This window comes from Streptomyces sp. G45, assembly GCF_049542095.1.
GTDB lineage: Bacteria > Actinomycetota > Actinomycetes > Streptomycetales > Streptomycetaceae > Streptomyces.
On sequence record NZ_JBMUZU010000001.1, the window covers coordinates 2,815,538 to 2,834,820 of the forward strand.

At 74.2% G+C, this 19,283-nt stretch carries 16 protein-coding genes and 2 pseudogenes; 6 read left to right on the plus strand and 12 right to left on the minus strand.

Annotated elements, in window-relative coordinates:
- Positions 1 to 56: 56 nt before the first annotated feature.
- Positions 57 to 647, minus strand: coding sequence for a flavodoxin family protein (locus ACOBQU_RS11115; protein WP_423626227.1), 591 nt, complete (start codon positions 645 to 647; stop codon positions 57 to 59).
- 148 nt (positions 648 to 795) lie between these two features.
- Here ACOBQU_RS11115 and ACOBQU_RS11120 point away from each other — a divergent pair, with 148 nt between their 5' ends.
- On the plus strand, positions 796 to 1,245 hold the full coding sequence (locus ACOBQU_RS11120; protein WP_423626228.1) for a winged helix-turn-helix transcriptional regulator: 450 nt from the start codon (positions 796 to 798) through the stop codon (positions 1,243 to 1,245).
- Here the strand turns inward: ACOBQU_RS11120 and mutM are convergent.
- The 9 genes and pseudogenes from mutM to ACOBQU_RS11165 all read right to left on the minus strand — a co-directional run bounded on the left by mutM (position 1,221) and on the right by ACOBQU_RS11165 (position 11,045).
- Complete coding sequence (gene mutM, locus ACOBQU_RS11125; protein ID WP_423626230.1) at positions 1,221 to 2,078, minus strand: bifunctional DNA-formamidopyrimidine glycosylase/DNA-(apurinic or apyrimidinic site) lyase; 858 nt, start codon at positions 2,076 to 2,078, stop codon at positions 1,221 to 1,223. The two genes, ACOBQU_RS11120 and mutM, sit on opposite strands and share 25 nt — an antisense overlap.
- 154 nt (positions 2,079 to 2,232) lie before the next feature.
- Positions 2,233 to 3,039, minus strand: a complete 807-nt coding sequence (rnc, locus tag ACOBQU_RS11130; RefSeq protein ID WP_423626232.1) for a ribonuclease III — start codon at positions 3,037 to 3,039, stop codon at positions 2,233 to 2,235.
- Between the two features lie 7 nt (positions 3,040 to 3,046).
- Entirely contained in the window at positions 3,047 to 3,220 is a 174-nt protein-coding gene (gene rpmF / locus ACOBQU_RS11135; protein WP_040247813.1) for a 50S ribosomal protein L32, read from the minus strand.
- Between the two features lie 2 nt (positions 3,221 to 3,222).
- Entirely contained in the window at positions 3,223 to 3,897 is a 675-nt protein-coding gene (locus tag ACOBQU_RS11140; RefSeq protein WP_423634403.1) for a YceD family protein, read from the minus strand.
- 143 nt (positions 3,898 to 4,040) lie between these two features.
- A pseudogene (locus tag ACOBQU_RS11145) lies at positions 4,041 to 5,149 on the minus strand (cell division initiation protein).
- Positions 5,150 to 5,209: 60 nt separating this feature from the next.
- Positions 5,210 to 5,689: a pantetheine-phosphate adenylyltransferase gene (gene coaD, locus ACOBQU_RS11150; RefSeq protein ID WP_423634405.1), complete on the minus strand. Its 480-nt coding sequence runs from the start codon at positions 5,687 to 5,689 to the stop codon at positions 5,210 to 5,212.
- Between the two features lie 26 nt (positions 5,690 to 5,715).
- Entirely contained in the window at positions 5,716 to 6,309 is a 594-nt protein-coding gene (gene rsmD, locus ACOBQU_RS11155) for a 16S rRNA (guanine(966)-N(2))-methyltransferase RsmD (protein WP_423626234.1), read from the minus strand.
- Between the two features lie 201 nt (positions 6,310 to 6,510).
- A complete protein-coding gene (gene recG / locus ACOBQU_RS11160; protein WP_423626236.1) occupies positions 6,511 to 8,727 on the minus strand; it encodes an ATP-dependent DNA helicase RecG in 2,217 nt (738 codons plus the stop codon).
- 109 nt (positions 8,728 to 8,836) lie between these two features.
- Positions 8,837 to 11,045 (minus strand): annotated as a pseudogene (locus ACOBQU_RS11165) (DAK2 domain-containing protein).
- A 252-nt stretch (positions 11,046 to 11,297) separates the two neighbouring features.
- On the opposite strand from ACOBQU_RS11165, the gene rpmB reads away from it, so the two are divergent.
- From rpmB to ACOBQU_RS11180, 3 genes are all read left to right on the plus strand, one after another.
- Positions 11,298 to 11,483, plus strand: a complete 186-nt coding sequence (gene rpmB / locus ACOBQU_RS11170) for a 50S ribosomal protein L28 (protein WP_030195073.1) — start codon at positions 11,298 to 11,300, stop codon at positions 11,481 to 11,483.
- Between the two features lie 212 nt (positions 11,484 to 11,695).
- Positions 11,696 to 14,860 (plus strand): BTAD domain-containing putative transcriptional regulator, encoded by a 3,165-nt coding sequence (locus ACOBQU_RS11175; protein ID WP_423626238.1) that lies wholly within the window; start codon positions 11,696 to 11,698, stop codon positions 14,858 to 14,860.
- 145 nt (positions 14,861 to 15,005) lie between these two features.
- Positions 15,006 to 16,406 carry an FAD-dependent monooxygenase gene (locus ACOBQU_RS11180; protein ID WP_423626240.1) on the plus strand — a complete coding sequence of 467 codons (1,401 nt, stop codon included), beginning with the start codon at positions 15,006 to 15,008 and terminating at the stop codon, positions 16,404 to 16,406.
- Here the strand turns inward: ACOBQU_RS11180 and thiD are convergent.
- The gene (gene thiD, locus ACOBQU_RS11185) at positions 16,381 to 17,217 is read right to left on the minus strand and encodes a bifunctional hydroxymethylpyrimidine kinase/phosphomethylpyrimidine kinase (RefSeq protein WP_423626242.1); all 837 of its coding nucleotides are present in this window, start codon (positions 17,215 to 17,217) and stop codon (positions 16,381 to 16,383) included. The two genes, ACOBQU_RS11180 and thiD, sit on opposite strands and share 26 nt — an antisense overlap.
- A complete protein-coding gene (locus ACOBQU_RS11190; RefSeq protein WP_423626244.1) occupies positions 17,214 to 18,182 on the minus strand; it encodes a thiamine-phosphate kinase in 969 nt (322 codons plus the stop codon). Before ACOBQU_RS11190 ends, thiD begins: the two co-directional genes overlap by 4 nt.
- 215 nt (positions 18,183 to 18,397) lie before the next feature.
- Here ACOBQU_RS11190 and ACOBQU_RS11195 point away from each other — a divergent pair, with 215 nt between their 5' ends.
- Positions 18,398 to 18,631 carry an Lrp/AsnC family transcriptional regulator gene (locus tag ACOBQU_RS11195; RefSeq protein ID WP_055698135.1) on the plus strand — a complete coding sequence of 78 codons (234 nt, stop codon included), beginning with the start codon at positions 18,398 to 18,400 and terminating at the stop codon, positions 18,629 to 18,631.
- 20 nt (positions 18,632 to 18,651) lie between these two features.
- Positions 18,652 to 19,137 carry a DUF3515 domain-containing protein gene (locus ACOBQU_RS11200; RefSeq protein WP_423626246.1) on the plus strand — a complete coding sequence of 162 codons (486 nt, stop codon included), beginning with the start codon at positions 18,652 to 18,654 and terminating at the stop codon, positions 19,135 to 19,137.
- Positions 19,138 to 19,283: the final 146 nt, after the last annotated feature.

Below are 19,283 nucleotides of genomic sequence, written 5' to 3' on the forward strand. Positions count from 1 at the left end.
GGCCCGCGCGGCGGCCCAAGGTCGGCCCCGGGTTCGCGCAGTGAGGTGCCCCCGGCTCAGGCGGCCGTGGCGGCGCGGCCCGCGGTGAAGACGCGCGCGGTCTCGGTGACGCGGCGGCCCAGGTGCTCGGCGGTGGCGATGTCCGCCTTGTGCACGGCCTCCGGGCCCTCGTCGGCGTTGGTCTGGGCGGCGGCGCCGGAGAAGAAGCCGAGGCGGTTGAGGTCGTTCTCGGAGCCCTCGCTGGAGTTCCAGCCGGGGAGGAGTCCGAGGTTCACCCAGTGCATGCCCTGCTGCGCGGCGAGCGTCTGGAAGTACTGGAGCGTGTGCAGCTTGTCGCCGCTCTTGGAGGCGGAGTTGGTGAAGCCCGCCGCGATCTTGTCCTGCCAGGCGCGGGTGAACCAGCGCTTGGAGGAGGCCTCGGCGAAGACGTGGAAGGCGCCCGACGCGGTGCCCATGTAGGTGGGCGAGCCGAAGACGATCGCGTCGGCCGCGTCCAGGAGCTCCCACTGGGCGTCGGTGATCTCGTCGACCTTGACCATGTGGACGGTGGCACCGGCTTCGACGGCACCGGCGCGCACGGCCTCGGCGACGACGGCGGTGTGGCCGTACCCGGAGTGGTAGGCGATGGCGACGACAGGGCTGGACATGGCGGGGGTACTCCTCTGAGGCAGCCGTGCTCACCGACGCCGCGGTGATGCGGCGCGGCACGGCACGGGGGAGACGCACGAAAGGAAAGCACTAACTTTTGGATAGCGCAAGCTGATGGTTAGCGCTGCCCAGGAGTACGCTGTGGGCATGGACTCCCCCGCACGCACGTCACCCGGAGACGGCTCGCCCGCAGGCGACTGTCCCCAGGGGACGGAGAAGGCCTCGGACCTGGACCTGGCGTACAACGTGTTCGCCCGTAACTGCCCCTCCCGGGCCACGCTGGAGCACGTCACCGGGCGCTGGGGCGCGCTCACGCTCGGCGCGCTGCGCGACGGCACGTTCCGGTTCAACGAGCTGCGCCGCCGCGTCGACGGCGTGAGCGAGAAGATGCTGTCGCAGACGCTGCACGCGCTGGAGCGGGACGGCCTGGTGCACCGGGACGCGCGGCCCACCAACCCGCCGCGCGTGGACTACCGCCTGACGCCGCTGGGCGAGCAGGTCGCCGAGCGGCTGCTCGCCCTCATCCGGTTCGTCGAGGGCCACCAGGACGACGTGCTCGCCGCCCAGCGGGACTACGACAGCCGCGGCGCGCGCTGACAGCGCGGGCAGAAGTAGCTGGACCGGTTCATCCAGGGCCGCCGCCGCATCGGGGTGCCGCAGCGGCGGCAGGGCTCGCCCTCGCGGCCGTACGCGTCCAGGGAGCGGTCGAAGTAGCCGGACTCGCCGTTCACGTTGACGTACAGGCTGTCGAAGCTGGTGCCGCCGACGGCGAGCGCGGCGTTCATCACGTCCCGCACATGGCCGAGGAGTTCGGTGGTGCGGGGGCGGGTGAGGGTGGCGGTGGGGCGCTCGTAGTGGAGTCGCGCGCGCCACAGTGCCTCGTCGGCGTAGATGTTGCCGACGCCGCTGATCAGTGACTGGTTCAGCAGGGCGCGCTTGATGGTGGTGCGGCTGCGGCGCAGGGCCCGGTGGAAGGCGTCGTCGTCGAAGCGCTCGTCCAGCGGGTCGCGCGCGATGTGCGCGATGACGTCCGGGAGGCCGTCGGAGGCGGTGTCGTGCAGCGAGAGGCCGCCGAAGGTCCGCTGGTCCACGAAGCGCAGCTCGGTGCCGACGGTGTCGGCGAAGCGGACCCGGATCCTCAGGTGCTTCTCATCCGGGGCCTGCCCGGTCTTCACCAGGAGCTGCCCGCTCATCCCGAGGTGGGCGAGCACGGCGGTGCCGCTGTCCTCGACCGGCAGCCACAGGTACTTGCCGCGGCGGCTCGGGGTCCCGATGCGCTGCCCCTTGAGCCGGTGCGCGAAGTCGTCGGCTCCGGCGAGGTGACGCCGTACGGCGCGAGGGTGCAGGACCTCCACGTCGGCGACGGTCCGGTCGGCCACCCATCGGGCGAGCCCGCGCCGTACCACTTCGACTTCGGGCAGCTCGGGCATGGCGGGGGCCTCCGGGGTGGACGGGCTGGGCAGTGTCCCCACGTTACCGGGGCCCGCGCCGGGGACCGCGCCCGCCCGGCCCGCCCCGCGACCAGCGGGACGGAGAAACGCCAGGGCGCCCACCGCGGTGGTGGGCGCCCTGGAAAGCGGTCGGTCAGGCGGACTCCGCGTCCGGCGCGGCCGAGGCGGCGTCGGCCTTGGCCCGCTCGTCCGCGGCGGCGCGGATGGCCCGCCAGGCGGACTCCGCTGCCTGCTGCTCCGCTTCCTTCTTGCTGCGGCCGGTGCCGGTGCCGTACGAGACGCCTCCGACGCGGGCGGCAGCAGTGAAGGTCTTCTCGTGGTCGGGGCCGCTCTCCGTGACGAGGTACTCGGGCACGCCGAGGTTCTCCGTCGCGGTGAGCTCCTGGAGGCTGGTCTTCCAGTCCAGGCCCGCTCCGAGGTTCGAGGACTTCTCGATCAGCGGGTCGAAGAGCCGGTGCACCAGCTCGCTCGCCGCGTCGAGTCCCCGGTCCAGATAGACCGCGCCGATCACCGCTTCAAGCGTGTCGGCGAGGATGGAGGCCTTGTCCCGGCCGCCCGTGCCCTCTTCGCCCCGGCCGAGCCGGATGAAGGAGCCGAGGTCGAGGCCGCGGCCCACCTCAGCGAGCGCACGCGAGTTGACCACCGCGGCCCGAAGCTTGGCCAGCTGGCCTTCGGGCAGGTCGGGGTGGGTGCGGTACAGCGTGTCCGTGACGACGAGGCCGAGCACGGAGTCCCCGAGGAACTCCAGGCGCTCGTTCGTCGGCAGGCCGCCGTTCTCGTACGCGTAGCTGCGGTGGGTGAGCGCACGCACCAGAAGGGCGGACTCAAGCTGATAGCCGAGCCGCCCTTCCAGAAGCGTGTGGGACGAGGCCGCGTTGTTGCTGTCTGCCTGCATCTTGGCGTCTTCCGCCTTCTTCGGGCTAGACACAGCGCCTCTCACCAGCCGCTCAGACCTCGAGGACCTGGCGCTTGTTGTAGGTGCCGCAAGCGGGGCACGCGATGTGCTGCTGCTTCGGCTCACGGCAGCGCTCGCACGCAACCAGGGTGGGGACCGCAGCCTTCCACTGCGACCGGCGGTGGCGCGTGTTGCTGCGCGACATCTTCCGCTTCGGAACAGCCACGGCTACTTCTCCTGCTTCTCGTCGGCGCGCGCTGATCGAGTCGCGCCGCCGCTCATCTCGTCCTTCTCGCCGCCCTGGATGGAGTCAGCGAGTCCCTGCAGTGCCGCCCAACGGATGTCGACGGCGTCGTGGTGGTGGTCCGGGTCGTCCGCAAGGCGCGCTCCGCACTCGGAGCACAGACCCTGACAGTCTTCCCGGCACACCGGCTGCAACGGCAGTGCGAGCACCACCGCGTCACGCAGCACGGGTTCGAGGTCGAACAGGCCGTCCTCGAGAAAGAGCCTGTCCTCGTCTTCCTCGGCGTCGTCGGCCGGTTCCGCGGCGCGGCCCCGGTCGTCGGCGTCAGGGTACGAGAACATCTCCTGGAAGTCCGCGTCGAGCTCCAGCTCGACCGGCTCCAGACACCTTACGCACTCCCCCTCGGCCGACGCACGGGCGGTGCCTGTGACAAGCACCCCTTCCATGACCGACTCCAGACGGATCTCCAGCTCCACCGGGGCGCCTGCCGGCACTCCGACGACGCCCTCGACGCCGAACGGCGCCGGGGCGCCGGGAGCGTCGATGGTGCGGGTCAGCCGCTGCATGGCACCGGGACGCCGACCCAGCTCGTGCGTGTCGAACACGAGGGGGTTGCGGTGGTCGAGGCGCGTACTCAGGGCTCTTCCTGCTTTCGAGATCCAGGGGTGTGGCAAGGAGGCCGCCGCGCGGACGCCCCGGAACCGGGGCCCGAGCGGGCAGCTCTGATCGCGGGCATACGCGCGACCGAAGAGCCAGGATACTGGACCGGGCGCTCTCGGCCCAATCCGGTGCCCGGCCCCGGCTACCGCCCCTGCTCGTACCGGCGCAACTGCTCCGCGCTGATCATGGTGGTGTCGAAGAGGCTGGTCTCGTCGAGCACCGCGGGCGCGGCGGGCTGCTCGCCGCCGTACGCCGGGGGCTGGGGGTGCTGCGGGGGCGCCGCGTAGCCCTGCTGCTGGTACGCGTACGGGTCCTGCTGGTAGCCGTAGGGGTCCTGCTGGCCGTAGGGCTGCTGGTAGGCGTACGGGTCCTGCGCGGCGTACTCGTCCTGGTGGCCGTAACCGGGCTGCTGGGGCTGTTGGCCGTACGGCTCCGGGGCGTCGTAGGCGTAGGGGTCCTGGGCGGGCCGGGGCGGGGCGTAGGGCTCCTGGGCGGGGATGCGCGGGGGCTCTGGGGGCGGGGCGGCTCGGGGGTCTCGGCCAGGTCGGCGAGGTAGTCCGCGTCGGACGAGGGGCCCTTGGCCGGGTGCTGGCCGAGCTCGGCGAGGTCGGCGAGGTCGTCGGCGGGGGCGCGGCCCTGGAGCTTCTGGCGGCCCCGGCCGACGGCCTCCAGGGTCTTGGCGAGGACGGCCTCGAAGGCGCCGAGCTTGGCGTCGACGTACGCGTCGGCGTCGCGGCGCAGCGTCTCGGGGTCGTGGCTGCGCTCGGGGGCGTCCTCGTCCGCGTAGCCGTGTTCGTCGAGGCCCGGGCCGGTGCCGAGGAGCTTCTCGCGGCCGCGGCCGACGGAGCCGAGGGTCTTGGTGAGGACGACCTCGAAGTTGGCCAGCTTGCTGTCCACGTAGTCGTCGGCCTCGGCGCGGATCTCCTCGGCCTCCGCGCGGGCCTCGGCGAGGATGCGGTCGGCCTCGTTCTGGGAGCGGCGGGCGACCTCGGTGTCGGAGATCAGCGAGCCGCGCTCGGCGTGCGCGCTCTCGATGATGCGCTCCGCCTCCTGCCGGGCCCGCTCGACCAGCTGCTCACGGCCGCCGATCAGCTCCTGGGCCTGGGCGAGGGAGCCCGGCAGGGCCTGGCGCACCTCTTCGAGCATCGCAAGCAGCTCGGCGCGGTTGACCACGCAGGAGGCGGACATGGGCATGGACTTGGCGCTGCCGACCGCCGCCACGATGTCGTCGAGCTTCTTCTGTACGTCCACCGCGGGCTCGCCACTCTCTACAGGGGTTGGGGAGACGGACGGGACGACTGTAGCCCCTGATCAGCCCTTGGCGAGGCGCTTGTTGAGGGCTTCGAGCACGACCGGGGGCACCAGGTGCGCGATGTCGCCGCCCCAGGCCGCGACCTCCTTGACCAGCGAGGAGGACAGGAAGCTGTAGGTGGGGTTGGTGGGCACGAACAGGGTCTCGACGCCGGAGAGGCCGTTGTTCATCTGGGCCATCTGCAGTTCGTAGTCGAAGTCGCTGACCGCGCGCAGGCCCTTGACGATGGCCGGGATGTCGCGCTGCTTGCAGAAGTCCACGAGCAGTCCGTGGAAGGACTCGACGCGCACGTTGCCGAACTCGGCGGTGACCTCGCGGATCAGCTCGATCCGCTCGTCGATCTCGAAGAGGCCCTTCTTCGACTTGTTGATCATCACCGCGACGTACACCTCGTCGTACAGCTTGGAGGCGCGGGCGATGATGTCGAGGTGTCCATTGGTGATGGGGTCGAACGACCCCGGACAGACGGCGCGGCGCAACGGAAGTCCCTCGCTCTCCGGTCGGATCATGGCGCGATTTCTGGTTCGTCGCACGCAGAGGCGGCGCGACCGTACCAAAACGTGCCTTCGCCGTAGCGACGGGACCGCAGTCCCTCGAACCCGTCGGGCCAGGTGAATTCGCCGCCTCTGGTACTGCGTTCAACGGTGACGAGCGCGTCGTCCGCGAGCCAGCCTCCCGAGCGGAGTGTGAGCAGGATCTCCCGAAGATCGTCGTCGCCCACCGCGTACGGCGGGTCGAGAAAGGCCAGGTCGTAGGGGGCATCAGGGGTTGCGTCACGGATGATCTGCGCGGCTTTGCCCGCTCTCACCTCGGCGCCCGGCAGGCCGAGCGCCTTCACGTTGTCCCTGATGGTGCGGACCGCGCGGGCGTCGGCCTCGACCAGCAGGGCGTGCCCGGCGCCGCGGGACAGCGCCTCCAGGGCGACGGCGCCGGAGCCCGCGTACAGGTCGAGGACGCGGGCGCCGTCCAGGGCGCCTTCGAGGGCCTGCCAGGTGGAGAACAGGCCCTCGCGGGCGCGGTCCGATGTGGGCCGGGTGCCGTTCCCCGGCGGGACGGCGAGGCGGCGGCCACCGGCCGCTCCGGCGATCACGCGGGTCATGGGGGTGTCTGCGTCCTTCGGCTGGGGGTGGGGCTTGGCTGGGGGCTGGGGCCGGTCGTGGGGCTTGGTCTGGGGCCTGTGGTGGAGCTTGGGCTGGGGCCTGGCCCGGACTTTTCGCGGGACTTGCCCCGGGGCTTGGTCCGGAGCCGGGGCTGGAGCCTGGCCTGGGGGCTTGACCTCACGATATGTCGTCCCCGGGCGTCAGCCCTTGTCGAGGTACTGCTCGCGCTCGGCGTCCAGGAGGGCGTCGAGGGCGTTGCGCAGGGCGGGCAGGTGCTCCAGGGCGGGGTCCTGGGAGACCACGGCGGTGGCCTCCTCGCGGGCCTCGGCGATGATCTCCTCGTCGTCGATCACGGCGAGCATCCGCAGGGACGAGCGGACCCCGGACTGCGCCTGGCCCAGCACGTCGCCCTCGCGGCGCTGCTCCAGGTCGACGCGGGACAGCTCGAAGCCGTCCAGGGTGGACGCGACCGCGTTCAGCCGGGCGCGGGCCGGGCTGGCCTCGGGCATGTCCGTGACCAGCAGGCACAGGCCCGGGGCGGAGCCGCGGCCGACGCGGCCGCGGAGCTGGTGCAGCTGGGAGACGCCGAAGCGGTCGGCGTCCATGATCACCATGACGGTCGCGTTCGGCACGTTCACGCCGACCTCGATGACCGTCGTGGCCACCAGGACGTGGGTCTCGCCCGCGGCGAAGCGGCGCATCACCGCGTCCTTGTCGTCCGGCTGCATGCGGCCGTGCAGCACCTCGACGCGCAGACCCTGGAGGGGGCCGTGGGCCAGCTCCTCGGCGACGTCCAGGACGGCGAGCGGGGGCCGCTTCTCGGCCTCGTCCTCGGCGGACTTCTTCTTGGCGGCCTTCTTCGGGTCGTCCTCCTCGTCGCCGATGCGGGGGCAGACCACGTACGCCTGGTGGCCGTTCTCCGCCTCCTCGCGGACGCGCTCCCAGGCGCGGGCGAGGAAGTGCGGCTTGTCCTGCGCCGGGACGACGTGGCTGGAGATCGGGGAGCGGCCCGCGGGGAGCTGGTCGAGGACGGAGGTCTCCAGGTCGCCGAAGACCGTCATCGCGACCGTGCGCGGAATGGGGGTGGCCGTCATGACCAGCAGGTGCGGCGTGCGCTTCTCGCCCTGGGAGTGGCCCTTGCCGCGCAGGGCGTCGCGCTGCTCCACGCCGAAGCGGTGCTGCTCGTCGACGACGACCAGGCCCAGGTCGTGGAACTGCACCTTGTCCTCGATCAGCGCGTGCGTGCCGATGACGAGGCCCGCCTCGCCCGTCGCGAGGTCGAGCAGCGCCTGGCGGCGGGCGGCGGCGCCCATGGAGCCGGTGAGCAGCGTGACCTTGGTGGCCTGCTCCGCGCCGCCGAGCATGCCGCCCTGGGCCAGCTCGCCCATCATCTCCGTGATGGACCGGTGGTGCTGCTGGGCGAGCACCTCGGTCGGCGCGAGCATCGCGGCCTGCCCGCCCGCGTCCACGACGGCGAGCATGGCGCGCAGGGCGACCAGGGTCTTGCCGCTGCCGACCTCGCCCTGGAGGAGGCGGTGCATGGGGTGCTCCGTCGCCAGGTCGGTGAAGATCTCTTCGGAGACGCGGCGCTGACCGTCCGTGAGCGTGAAGGGGAGCTTCGCGTCGAAGGCGGCCAGGATGCCGTCCGGGGCCGGGCGGCGGGCCACCGCGGGGAGCTGGGCGTCGGCGAAGCGGCGGCGGGCCAGGGCGACCTGGAGCACGAACGCCTCGTCCCACTTCAGCCGCTCCCGGGCGGCGGCGATGTCGGCCTTCGTACGCGGGCGGTGGATCTTCACCAGGGCTTCGGGGAGCGGGAGCAGGCCGCGGCCCTCGCGCAGGGAGGGCGGCAGCGGGTCCAGGGCCTCCCGCGCCCGGTCCAGGACCGCGTCCACGGACTTGGCGATCTTCCAGGACTCCAGCTTGGCGGTGGCCGGGTAGATCGGCAGGAGGGCCCCGGCCCAGGAGTCGACGGCTTCGGCGGCGGACTCGCCGTCCGTGCGCAGGAGCTGGTACGCCGGGTGGGCGAGCTGGGTCTTGTGGTTGAAGACGGAGACCTTGCCCGCGAACATCGCGCGGGTGCCGGGCAGCAGGTCCTTGTGCGGCTTGTGGATGCCGCGGCCGAAGAAGACGAGCTGGAGCTGGCCGCTGCCGTCGGTGATGGTGACTTCGAGGCGCTGGCCGCGGCCCGCGTTGAACTTCAGGACGCGGGCCGTCGCGACCTGCGCCACGACCGTGACGTGCTCGTCGAGCGGGAGGTCGGCGAGGCGGGTCAGCTCGCCCCGCTCGGCATACCGCCGCGGGTAGTGGTGGAGCAGGTCACCGACCGTGTGCAGGCCTAGGTGCTCGGCCATCACCTTGGCGGTGGCCTGGCCGAGGGCGTTCTTCAGCGGTTCTTGGAGCGCGAGCACGAGATCCATTGGACACCATGGGACTGACAATCCGCCGGGGTCACGCCAGGGGCCCGGTGAGGAGCGGGTGGGCGGGGGAAGTCCGCCGCGGGGGCGGTCCCTTCGGCCCGGCGGCGGGTCACTCCACCCCGATCAGGAGCAGCGGTGCCTGCGGGCCGCCCCGGTAGACCACCGTGTCCACGGCCAGGTGGCCGTCGCGCACGTGCTTCTCCAGGCCGTCGGCCACCGCGTCGGTGACCGTGTCGCCGAGGACCAGCGTGACCATCTCGCCGCCAGCGGCCAGCATCCGGTCCAGGACGGACCGCGCCGTCGCCGCGACCTCCGCGCCGATCACCGCGACGTCCCCGTCGATCAGGCCGAGGACGTCCCCGGCCTGGCAGATGCCCGCGGTCGTCCAGGACTGCCGCTCGGCGACGGCCAGTTCGGCGTACCGGGTCGCGCCCGCCGCCGAGGTCATCGCGACGACGTCCTCGTCGAAGCGGCGGTCGGGCTCGTGCACGGCGAGCGCCGCGATGCCCTGCACGGGCGAGCGCGTGGGGATCAGGGCGACGCGTACGCCTTCGGAGCGGGCCTGGGCCGCGGCGGCGGCCGCGGTGTGGCGCAGCTCGGGGTCGTTCGGCAGCAGCACCACCTCGCGCGCGTGGGCGCGGCGCACCGCCTCGACGAGTTCGCCGCTCGCGGGCGGCTCCCCGCGCGCGCGGGCACGGTCGTCGCCCCGGCCTCCGCGTACAGCCCGGCCAGGCCCTCGCCCGGTACGACGGCGACGATGCCGCGCTGGACGCGCTCGCGCCGGGGCTTGGCCGTGCGCGCGGTGTGGGCGTCGCCGAGCCCGAAGTGGGTGATGCGGATGCGGTACGGGCGTCCGGCCTCCACGCCCGCCTCCACGGCCGCGCCCGCGTCGTCCACGTGGACGTGCACGTTCCACAGGCCGTCGCCGCCGACGACCACGAGCGAGTCGCCGAGCGCGTCCAGCCGGGCGCGCAGCCGGTCCACGGCGGCGTCGTCCGCCTCCAGGAGGTAGATCACCTCGAAGGCGGGCCCGGGGCCGGGGCCTTCGGCGGGGTCGGGGTGGGGGTCGGCGCACTCCAGGGGGGTGGCGGGTTCGGGGGAGAGGTGTGCTCTGGGGGTGCGGTGCGCTCCAGGGGTGCGGTGGCCTCTGGAGGGGCGGTCCGCGCCGGGGGTGCGGTGGCCTCCGGAGAGGCGGTCCGCTCCGAGGGTGCGGTGGGCTCCGGAGGGGCGGCGGGCCCCGAGGGCTCGGGGTGCTCCGGCTGCTCTGGGGGCTCGCTGCGCTCCGGGGGTGCGGCACCGTCCCAGGTGACGGGCGTCCCCTGGGGCACGGCGCCGTTCAGTGAGACGGCCACCCCCTGCTCCACGGCACCCCCCGGGGACACGGAGCCCTCTGAGGACACGGCGCCCCCCGGGGAAGCGGCCCCCTCCGAAGACACCCCCCCGTACGAGAGCACGCCCGCCCCCGGAGAAGCGGCACCCCGGGAAGCGGCTCCCCCGGACAAGGCCGCCCCCGGAGAAGCGGCACCCCCGGAAGCGGTCCCCCCGGACAAGGCCGCCCCCAAGAACGGGACGCCGTCCGGCAGGCCCCGCGCCCCGTGCCCTCCCGCCCGCGACCCCACGCTGCTCTCCCCCGCGAGGACCCCCACCAGCGCGCCGAGCACCGCCACGAGGCCCCGGCCGCCAGCGTCCACCACGCCCGCCCTGCCGAGCGCGGCCAGCTGCTCCGGAGTGGCGGCGAGGGCGGCGCGGGCACCGTCGTAGGCGGCCCGCGCCACCGTCCCGCAGTCGCCCCCGGCCGCGCCCGCGGCGTCGGCCGCCGCCCTGGCGACCGTCAGGACCGTGCCCTCCACGGGGTGCGCGACGGCCTGGTAGGCGGCGTCGGCGGCGTGGGTCAGGGCGAGCGCCAGGCGGACGCCGTCGGCGTGAGGCTCGTCACCGCCGGAGACGGCCGCCCCCTCCGGAGCGCCCGCGGCGTCGGGGCCACCCATGGCGTCGGGGGCCGCCGCCAGGACCTGGGCCATCCCCCGGAGCAGCTGCGCGAGGATCGTCCCGGAGTTGCCGCGGGCCCCGATCAGCGCCCCGTGCGCCATCGCCCGCACCGCCTGGGCCAGGGAGGGCCGGGCCGGTTCGAGGCCCGAGAACGCCGCGTCGACCGCCTGGGCCGCCGACTCCAGCGTCAGATAGAGGTTGGTCCCGGTGTCCCCGTCCGCGACCGGATAGACGTTGATCGCGTCGATCTCCTCGCGGGCCTGCCCCAGCGCGTCCAGTGCGCGAGTGCTCCAGGCGCGGACCGCGGCAGCGTCGAGGTTCTGCGGCAACAGTCGCCTCCTAGATAGCGTCCGGGAATGGGACGCAGCGTAGACCTGGGGTGAAGCAGGGGTGGGAGGGGTGCCCGGGGCGGGCCCCGGGCGAGGCATGGTAGTTTCGTTCTACCGAAGCGGTCGTTGTATGCTGCTCCGGTTGCCCGATACTCATCGGGCCATTCCCCTGGCAACGCCACCCAGATCATCGCACTGATCCCGGCATGCCGGGTTTAACCGTAAGTGCATCTGAAGTCTTTGGAGTGACCCGTGGCTGCCAACTGCGACGTCTGCGGCAAGGGGCCGGGCTTCGGCAACAACATCTCGCACTCGCACCGCCGTACGCCCCGTCGCTGGAACCCGAACATCCAGCGCGTGCGTGCCGTGGTCGGCGGGACGCCGAAGCGGCTCAACGCCTGCACCTCGTGCATCAAGGCCGGCAAGGTCTCGCGCTGACGCTCGGTCCGCGCGGCCACCTGGCCGGTTACTGAGAAGCCGGTCCCCTCGGGGACCGGCTTTTTCGCGCGCCCACCCACGCCCCGGCCCCTCCGGCCCCCACGCCCCGGCCCTCCAGAGACACGCCCCGTCCCCCTGACACACGCCCCGTCCCTCCAGAGACCCCCGACCAGCGCCGCGCCGCCCGCACCCGCCCTGCCAGAATCGGGCGGATGCGCTTCGGCATCCTCGGACCCCTCGACGTCCGCGCTCCCGACGGCACCCCCGTCGCCCCCGGCGGCCCCCGCCCCCGGGCGCTGCTGACGCTGCTCCTCCTGGACGCGGGCCGCCCGGTCCCCGTGGAGCGCCTGCTGGACGGCCTCTACGGAGAGCGGCCGCCCGCCGGGGCGGCGAACGCGCTCCAGTCCCAGGTGTCCCGGCTGCGCGGGCGCCTGGGCCCGGACGGCGCCGCCATCGAGGCGACGCCCGCCGGGTACCGGCTGGCCGTCTCCCCCGACGACGTCGACGCCCACCGCTTCGAGCGCCTGGCCAGCGACGGCCGCGAGGCCCTGACCGCCGGGGACCCCGGGCGGGCCGCCGGGCTGCTGCGCGCGGCGCTCGGCCTGTGGCGGGGCCCCGCGCTCGCCGACCTGCCCGGTGCGCACGCGGCCGTGACCCGGCTCGACGAGCTGCGCCTCGCCGCCGTACAGGACCGGATCGACGCCGACCTCGCGACCGGCGGCGGCCCCGGACTCGTACCGGAGCTGCGCGGGCTGCTGGCCGAACGGCCGCTGAGCGAGCGGCTGTACGGGCAGCTCATGCGGGCGCTGCACGCGGGCGGCCGCACCGCCGAGGCGCTCGCGGTGTTCGAGGAGGCGCGGGGCGCGCTCGCGCGGGAGCTGGGTGCCGATCCCTCCGCGGAGCTGTCCGCGCTCCACCTGGAGCTGCTGCGGGGTACGGAACCCGCCCGGACGTCCGGTCGCCTCCCGGCGCAGCTCACCCCGCTCGTGGGGCGCGAGCGGGACCTCGACCGCGTCCGGGAGCTGCTGGCCGGTGCCCGCCTGGTGACGCTCACCGGGCCCGGCGGGACCGGCAAGACCCGGCTCGCCGTGGAGGCGGCGCAGAAGCGGGCGGCGGCCGACGACGGGCACGGCGTGTGCTTCGTGGAGCTGGCGCCGCTCGCCGACGGCTCCCAGGTGACGTACGCGATCCTCGGCGCCCTCGGTGTGCGCGACGGCTTCCGCACGCGCGGGGGCGACCCCATGGAGCGGCTGATCACCGCCCTGGAGGACAGTGCGCCGCTGCTCGTCCTCGACAACTGCGAGCACGTGGTCGACGACGCGGCCCGCGTCGTGGGGCTGCTGCTCGCCGCCTGCCCCGGAGTGCGGATCCTCGCCACCAGCCGGGAGGCGCTCGGCATCACCGGAGAGGTGCTGTGCCCGGTGCCGCCGCTCGCCGCCGGGCCCGCGGCACGGCTCTTCGTAGACAGGGCCCGCGCCGTACGGCCGGACTTCGCACCGCCCGCGCCCGGAGAGACCGGCGCCCCCGCGGAGACCGGCGCCCCCGCGCTCGTCGACGCCGTGTGCGCCGCCCTGGACGGCCTGCCGCTGGCCATCGAGCTGGCCGCGGCCCGGCTGCGCACGCTCACGCTCGACGAGCTGGCCGCCCGCCTGGACGACCGGTTCCGGCTCCTGTCGCGCGGGGACCGCACCAAGGCGCCCCGGCACCGGACGCTGCACGCGGTCGTGGAGTGGAGCTGGGAGCTGCTCGACGAGGCGGAGCGGGAACTGGCGCGGCGGCTCACCGTGTTCACCGGCGGCGCGACCCTCGACGCGGTCGAGGCGGTGTGCGGGGTGCCGGGCGCCGAGGACCTGCTGGCCTCGCTCGTCGAGAAGTCCTTCGTGGAGGTCGTGGAGGTCACGGAGATCGTGAGGAGCGGGAAGGTCGCAGGGGGCGCGGAGGGCGCGGAAGCGGTGGAGCACGGGGGCGCGGGCGCCGCCGGTGGTCGCTACCGCATGTTGGAGACCATCCGCGCCTTCTGCGCCGAGCGGCTCGACGCCGCGGGCGAGGCGGACCGGCTGCGGGACGCGCACGCCGCGTACTTCCTGCGCTTCGCCGAGCGGGGCGCGCCGCACCTGCACGGCGGCGAGCAGCTGCCCTGGCTGGCCCGGCTCGCCGCCGACGACGGCAACCTGGACGCGGCCCTGCGGCGCCTGACCGGTACCGACCCGCGCGCGGGCCTGCGCCTGATGGCGGCCCTGTCCTGGTACTGGCGGCTGCGCGGGCTCTACGGCCAGCGGTCCCGGCTCGCCACCGGGCTGCTCGCCGCCGTGGGCGACGAGGTGCCGGACGGCCTCACGGAGGAATACGTCCTGTGCCTGATCAACACGGTGTGGGACGAGGGCGACGCCCCGGGCGGGCCCGACCGGCTCGCGCGCGTCCACACCCTCCTCACAGCGCTTGAGCGTCCGCTCAAGCTCCCTTTCCTGATCGTGCTGTGGTCACTCGCGGGCGGCCCGCGCACGGCCGTGGAGGACCAGGTGCGCACGCAGGTCGGCGCCACCCCGTGGGGGCGGGCACTGCTGGACCTCGGGGTCGGGTTCCAGGAGCTGTTCGCGGGGCGGCCCGGCGCCGCCGAGGCGCGCGTCGCGCGGGCGCTGGCGGCCTTCCGGGACAACGGCGACCGCTGGGGCGCGGCCAACTGCCTGGACGCGCTGGGCATGTTCGCCGACTGGCGCGGCGAGCGGACCCGCGCCCTGGAACTGCTCGACGAGGGCCTTCTCGCCGTACGCGAACTCGCCGCCCCGGAGGAGATCAGCGACCTGCTGCACCGACGCGCCTCGGTCCTGCTGCACCAGGGCGCCCTGGAGGCGGCGGCCGAGGACTTCCGGCAGGCCCGCGACCTGGCCCGGTCCATCGGCACGCGCGACAAGGTGGCGACCGGCCTGCGGGGGCTGGGGGACGTGGCCCGCCTCCAAGGAGACACGGCCCGCGCGCGCCGTCTCTACGAAGAGGCCCTGCAGGCGTGCGCGGCCACCTGGTTCAGCAGGACCGAGACGGCACGGATCTTCATCGGGCTCGGCCGCGCCGCCCTGGCCGAGTGCCGCCGGGACGAGGCCCTCGACTGGTTCGCGCAGGCCAGGGAGCTGGCCACCGGCTTCAGGGGCGCGCGCGAACAGGCCGAGGTGGCGGAGGCCCTGGCGTCCGCCGCGACCGCTCCGGAGGAGGTCGCCCGCCTCCTGGGCGCGGCAGCCGGGCTGCGGGGCACGCTGATCGCGGGCGACCCCGAGGTGACGCCCCTGGCGGCGGCGGCCCGTGACCGGCTCGGCGGGACGGCGTACGAGAAGGCCTTCGAGCGGGGCCGCGAGGAGGGGGCGGCGGCGCTGGACGAGCCGTAGGCGGCACCCGCCAGCCCACGGCAACCCCTGAAGGCTCCGCCAGCCCCGGCAGCCCCGCCAGCCCCCGCCAGGCCCCGCCAGCCCTGTCAGCAACCGTCAGCCGACGGTAGGCCCCCGGTCAGCACCCCCACCCACCCTGTGGGGCATGACGACATCGACGCACCCCCCGCAGCCCGCTCCCCGCCCCCTCGCCCACCTCGACGTGCTCGTCTCCGGAGCCAGCGTCGCGGGGCCCGCGGCCGCCCTGTGGCTGGCCCGGTACGGCGCCCGCGTCACCGTCGTGGAGAGGGCGCCCGCACTGCGCGAGGGCGGCTTCGCGGTCGACTTCCGGGGGCACGCCCACCGCACGGTGCTGCGCCGCATGGGCATCTGGGACGAGGTGCACCGCCGCCAGACCCGCATGGGCCGCCAGACGATCGTCGACGCCGACGACCGCGAGAGGGTGGACCTGCCCGCGTTCCTGATGAGCGGCGACGTGGAGATCCTCCGCGGCGAACTCTCCAAGATCATGTACGAGCGGACACGGCACTCCGTGGAGTACGTCTTCGGGGACTCCATCGCGCGCCTCGAACAGGACGCCGACGGTGTCGACGTCACCTTCGAGCGGGGCGCGCCCCGCCGCTTCGACCTGGTCGTCGGCGCGGACGGGCTGCGCTCGCACACCCGCCGCCTCGTCTTCGGGGACGAGGCGCGGTATGTGCGCTTCCTGCGCTACTACGTGGCGGGCTTCGACATGCCCAACCACCTGGGCCTCGAACGGACCACGCGCCTGTGCAGCGTGCCGGGCCGCCTCATCGGCGTCGCCCACCACGGGCTCGCCCCGGACGCGGCGAGCGCGTTCCTGCTGTTCCAGTCCGAGGAGCTGGCCTACGACCGGCGCGACGTGGCCGGGCAGAAGCGGATCCTCGCCGAGCGCTTCGCCGACGTGCCCTGGAAGCACGCGCCGGGGGTCCTCAGGGCCCTGGAGGACGCGGACGACCTGTACTTCGACGCCATCGCGCAGGTCCACGTCGACCGGCTCTCCCAGGGGCGCGTCGCCCTCCTCGGAGACGCGGGGTACGGCGCCACGATGGGCGGCATGGGCACCGGCGCCGCCCTGGTGGGGGCGTACGTCCTGGCCGGTGAGCTGGCCCTGGCACACGGCGACCACCGGACGGCGTTCGCCGCGTACGAGGCGGAGGTCACCGACTTCGCGAAGGGCTGCCAGAAGATCGCGGGCAACGCGGGCCCGTTCCTCGCGCCGCCCACCGAGCGGAAGATCCGCAGCCGCGACCGGGCGTACCGGATGCTCAGCTCCCGCTTCCTCGCGGGCTTCTTCAAGCGCATGACGGAGAAGGCCGCGACCAACATCGACCTGAGGGACTACCCGGACTACCCGGACCACCCGGACCACCCGAGCTACCCGGACTCCCTGGACCGCCCCACCCCCGGCACCCCCGACACCCCCGGCACCCCCGACGCCCCCGAGCCGCACCCGGCGGGCACCCGCCTCCCCACCCCCGCCCCCACGGAGAGCGGGCCTACGACGGCCGGGCGCCGCCCCTGAACCGCCACCCGTGGTCCACGGGCCCGATCCCGCCGCCGAGCGCGAACCCGGCGGCGATGGCCCCCGTGACGTACTCCTTGGCCGCGGTCACGGCGTCCGGCACGGACGCGCCCCTGGCGAGGTGCGCGGCGATGGCGCTGGCGAGGGTGCAGCCCGTGCCGTGGGTGTGCCGGTTGTCGTGCCGCGGCGCCCGCAGCCAGTGCTCCTCCGCGCCGTCGGTCAGCAGGTCCACGGCGGCGCTGCCGCCGGGCAGGTGGCCGCCCTTGACGACGACCCACGTGGGCCCGTACCCGAGCAGGGCGGCGGCGGCCCGGCGCATCCCGTCCTCGGACTCGACGCGCACGCCGGTGAGTTGGGCGACCTCGTCGAGGTTGGGCGTGGCGACGGTGGCGACCGGCAGCAGCTGAGTGCGGACGGCGTCGAGCGCGGACGCGGCGAGCAGCGCGTCGCCGTGCTTGGAGACGCCGACGGGGTCGACGACCGCGGGCGCGTCGGTACCCGCGAGCAACTCGGCGACGGCCTCGACCAGTTCGGCCGAGGCCAGCATGCCGGTCTTCACGGCCTGCACGCCGATGTCGTCGACGACGCTGCGGCACTGGGCGCGCACCGCGTCCACGGGCAGCTCCCAGACGCCCTGGACGCCGAGGGAGTTCTGCGCGGTGACGGCGGTGAGGACGCTCATGCCGTGGGTGCCGAGCGCCAGCATGGTCTTCAGGTCGGCCTGGATCCCCGCGCCGCCCCCGGAGTCGGAGCCCGCGACCGTGAGGACCCGCGGCGGCGCGCCCGCCCCGGCACCCGGCGGCGTACTCACTCCGCGTCCCCGTTGTCCCCGAAGTGGTCCCAGCCCTTGCTGGTCCAGGGGGCGCCGTCGACCGTCACCTGGGGCATGGCCGAGGGGTTGAGGACCTCGCCGATGACCTTCCAGCGCGCGGGCAGCTTCACGTCCGGCGGGAACGTGGCGACGATCGCGTGGTCCTCGCCGCCGCCGAGCACCCACTGGAGCGGGTCGACGCCAACGGCCTGCCCGATGTCGTTCATCTGCGAGGGCACGTCGACGTCCCCGGAGCGGATGTCGATGCGCACCTTGCTGGCCTCCGCGATGTGCCCGAGGTCGGCGATCAGGCCGTCGCTGACGTCGGTCATGGCGGTGGCGCCGAGCCCGGCGGCGGCGGGGCCCGCGTGGTAGGGCGGTTCGGGCCTGCGGTGGGCCTCCACGAAGGCGCGCGGCGAGCGGAAGCCCCGGGAGAGCACCGCGTGCCCGGCGGCGGACCAGCCGAGCCAGCCGGTGACGGCGACGACGTCGCCGGGCTGCGCCCCGGCGCGGGTGACCGGCTCGTGGTTGCGCAGGTCGCCGAGCGCGGTGATGGCGACGGTGATGGTGTCGCCGCGCACGACGTCGCCGCCGACCACCGCGGCCCCCGCGACCTGGCACTCGTCGCGCAGGCCGTCCATCAGCTCGGTCGGCCAGGTCGCGGGCAGTTCGGCGGGCACGACCAGGCCGAGCAGGATCGCGGTGGGCACCGCGCCCATGGCGGCGATGTCGGCGAGGTTCTGCGCGGCGGCCTTGCGGCCCACGTCGTACGCCGTGGACCAGTCGCGCCGGAAGTGCCGCCCTTCCAGGAGGACGTCGGTGCTGGCCACGACCCTGCGGTCGGGGGCGGCCACCACGGCGGCGTCGTCGCCGGGGCCGATGCGTACGGCCGGAGTGGAGGTGAGCCGCGAGGTGAGCTCCCTGATGAGCCCGAACTCCCCCAACTCGCCGACGGTGCCCTTCATGCGCGTGCTGCTCCTTCTGCCACGGTCGCCGCGGTCCGCTTGCGGTCGCGAGCCGTCCCTGTCGTCGGTACGGTCGACGTGACCGTCAACCTCTGTTGTCCGTCCGCCGTGATGTGCGCGGCGCGGCTCCCCCGGGTCTCCCCGTGGCGAGCGGCGACGCGGTACCGTGGCGTCCCTTCTCCCCACATGATCCTCGTGGCCGCCCTGGAGGTTCCGTGGTACAGGCGTACATCCTGATCCAGACCGAGGTCGGCAAGGCGTCGACCGTCGCCGAGCTGATCGGCAAGATCCCGGGAGTGATCCAGGCCGAGGACGTGACCGGACCCTACGACGTGATCGTGCGCGCGCAGGCGGACACGGTCGACGAACTCGGCCGGATGGTGGTCGCCAGAGTCCAGCAGGTGGATGGCATCACCCGCACGCTGACCTGCCCGGTCGTCCACTTGTAGCCCCCGTCTACCCTTGGCCGGTGAACGCTTCCCGCCGGCTCCGCTCCCCGCTCGTCCCCTGCTCCCTCGCGCTGTTGATCGCGTGTGCGGGCTGCTCATCAACGGACGACGGCGGGACGGCCGCGGTTCCCTCTCCGGGCTCCGGCGTCGCACGACTGTGCCGGGACCTGGACGGGGAACTGCCGCGGAAGGTGAACGGGCTGGCCCGTCACGACCCGAAGCCCGCGTCGCCGCTCACCGCGGGGTGGGGAGACCCGGCGATCATACTGCGCTGCGGCGTCCCGCGACCGGCGAAGATGAACGACCCCGAGGCCGACGGCGTGACGGTGAACGGCGTGGGCTGGCTCCTCCAGAAGCGCGACGACGGCTCGTTCCGCTTCACCACGACGCTGCGCAAGGCGTACGTGGAGGTGACGATCCCCGAGGAGCGCACACAGGACGGCGTAGGCCCCCTGACGGACTTCGCCGCCCCCATCGAGAAGGCCATCCCCAAGGGCATCGCGTAACAACGAGCCCACGCCAGTACGTCCAACGCCCCGGCGCGGGGCAGCGCGCCCCGAAGGGGCGCGGGAACTGCGCGCCCAGCCCACTCGAGCCCGCAGATCCCCCGAAAGCGAGAGCCCCCAAGCCGCGCGCCAGCGCAAACCCGCGC

What these genes read in the sequence shown, in the direction of transcription:
- ACOBQU_RS11115 (WP_423626227.1), bottom strand. Translation starts at nt 647, where the DNA reads ATGTCCAGCCCTGTCGTCGCCATCGCCTACCACTCCGGGTACGGCCAC.
- ACOBQU_RS11120 (WP_423626228.1), top strand. Translation starts at nt 796, where the DNA reads ATGGACTCCCCCGCACGCACGTCACCCGGAGACGGCTCGCCCGCAGGC.
- mutM (WP_423626230.1), bottom strand. Translation starts at nt 2,078, where the DNA reads ATGCCCGAGCTGCCCGAAGTCGAAGTGGTACGGCGCGGGCTCGCCCGA.
- rsmD (WP_423626234.1), bottom strand. Translation starts at nt 6,309, where the DNA reads ATGACCCGCGTGATCGCCGGAGCGGCCGGTGGCCGCCGCCTCGCCGTC.
- recG (WP_423626236.1), bottom strand. Translation starts at nt 8,727, where the DNA reads ATGGATCTCGTGCTCGCGCTCCAAGAACCGCTGAAGAACGCCCTCGGC.
- ACOBQU_RS11175 (WP_423626238.1), top strand. Translation starts at nt 11,696, where the DNA reads ATGCGCTTCGGCATCCTCGGACCCCTCGACGTCCGCGCTCCCGACGGC.
- ACOBQU_RS11180 (WP_423626240.1), top strand. Translation starts at nt 15,006, where the DNA reads ATGACGACATCGACGCACCCCCCGCAGCCCGCTCCCCGCCCCCTCGCC.
- ACOBQU_RS11190 (WP_423626244.1), bottom strand. Translation starts at nt 18,182, where the DNA reads ATGAAGGGCACCGTCGGCGAGTTGGGGGAGTTCGGGCTCATCAGGGAG.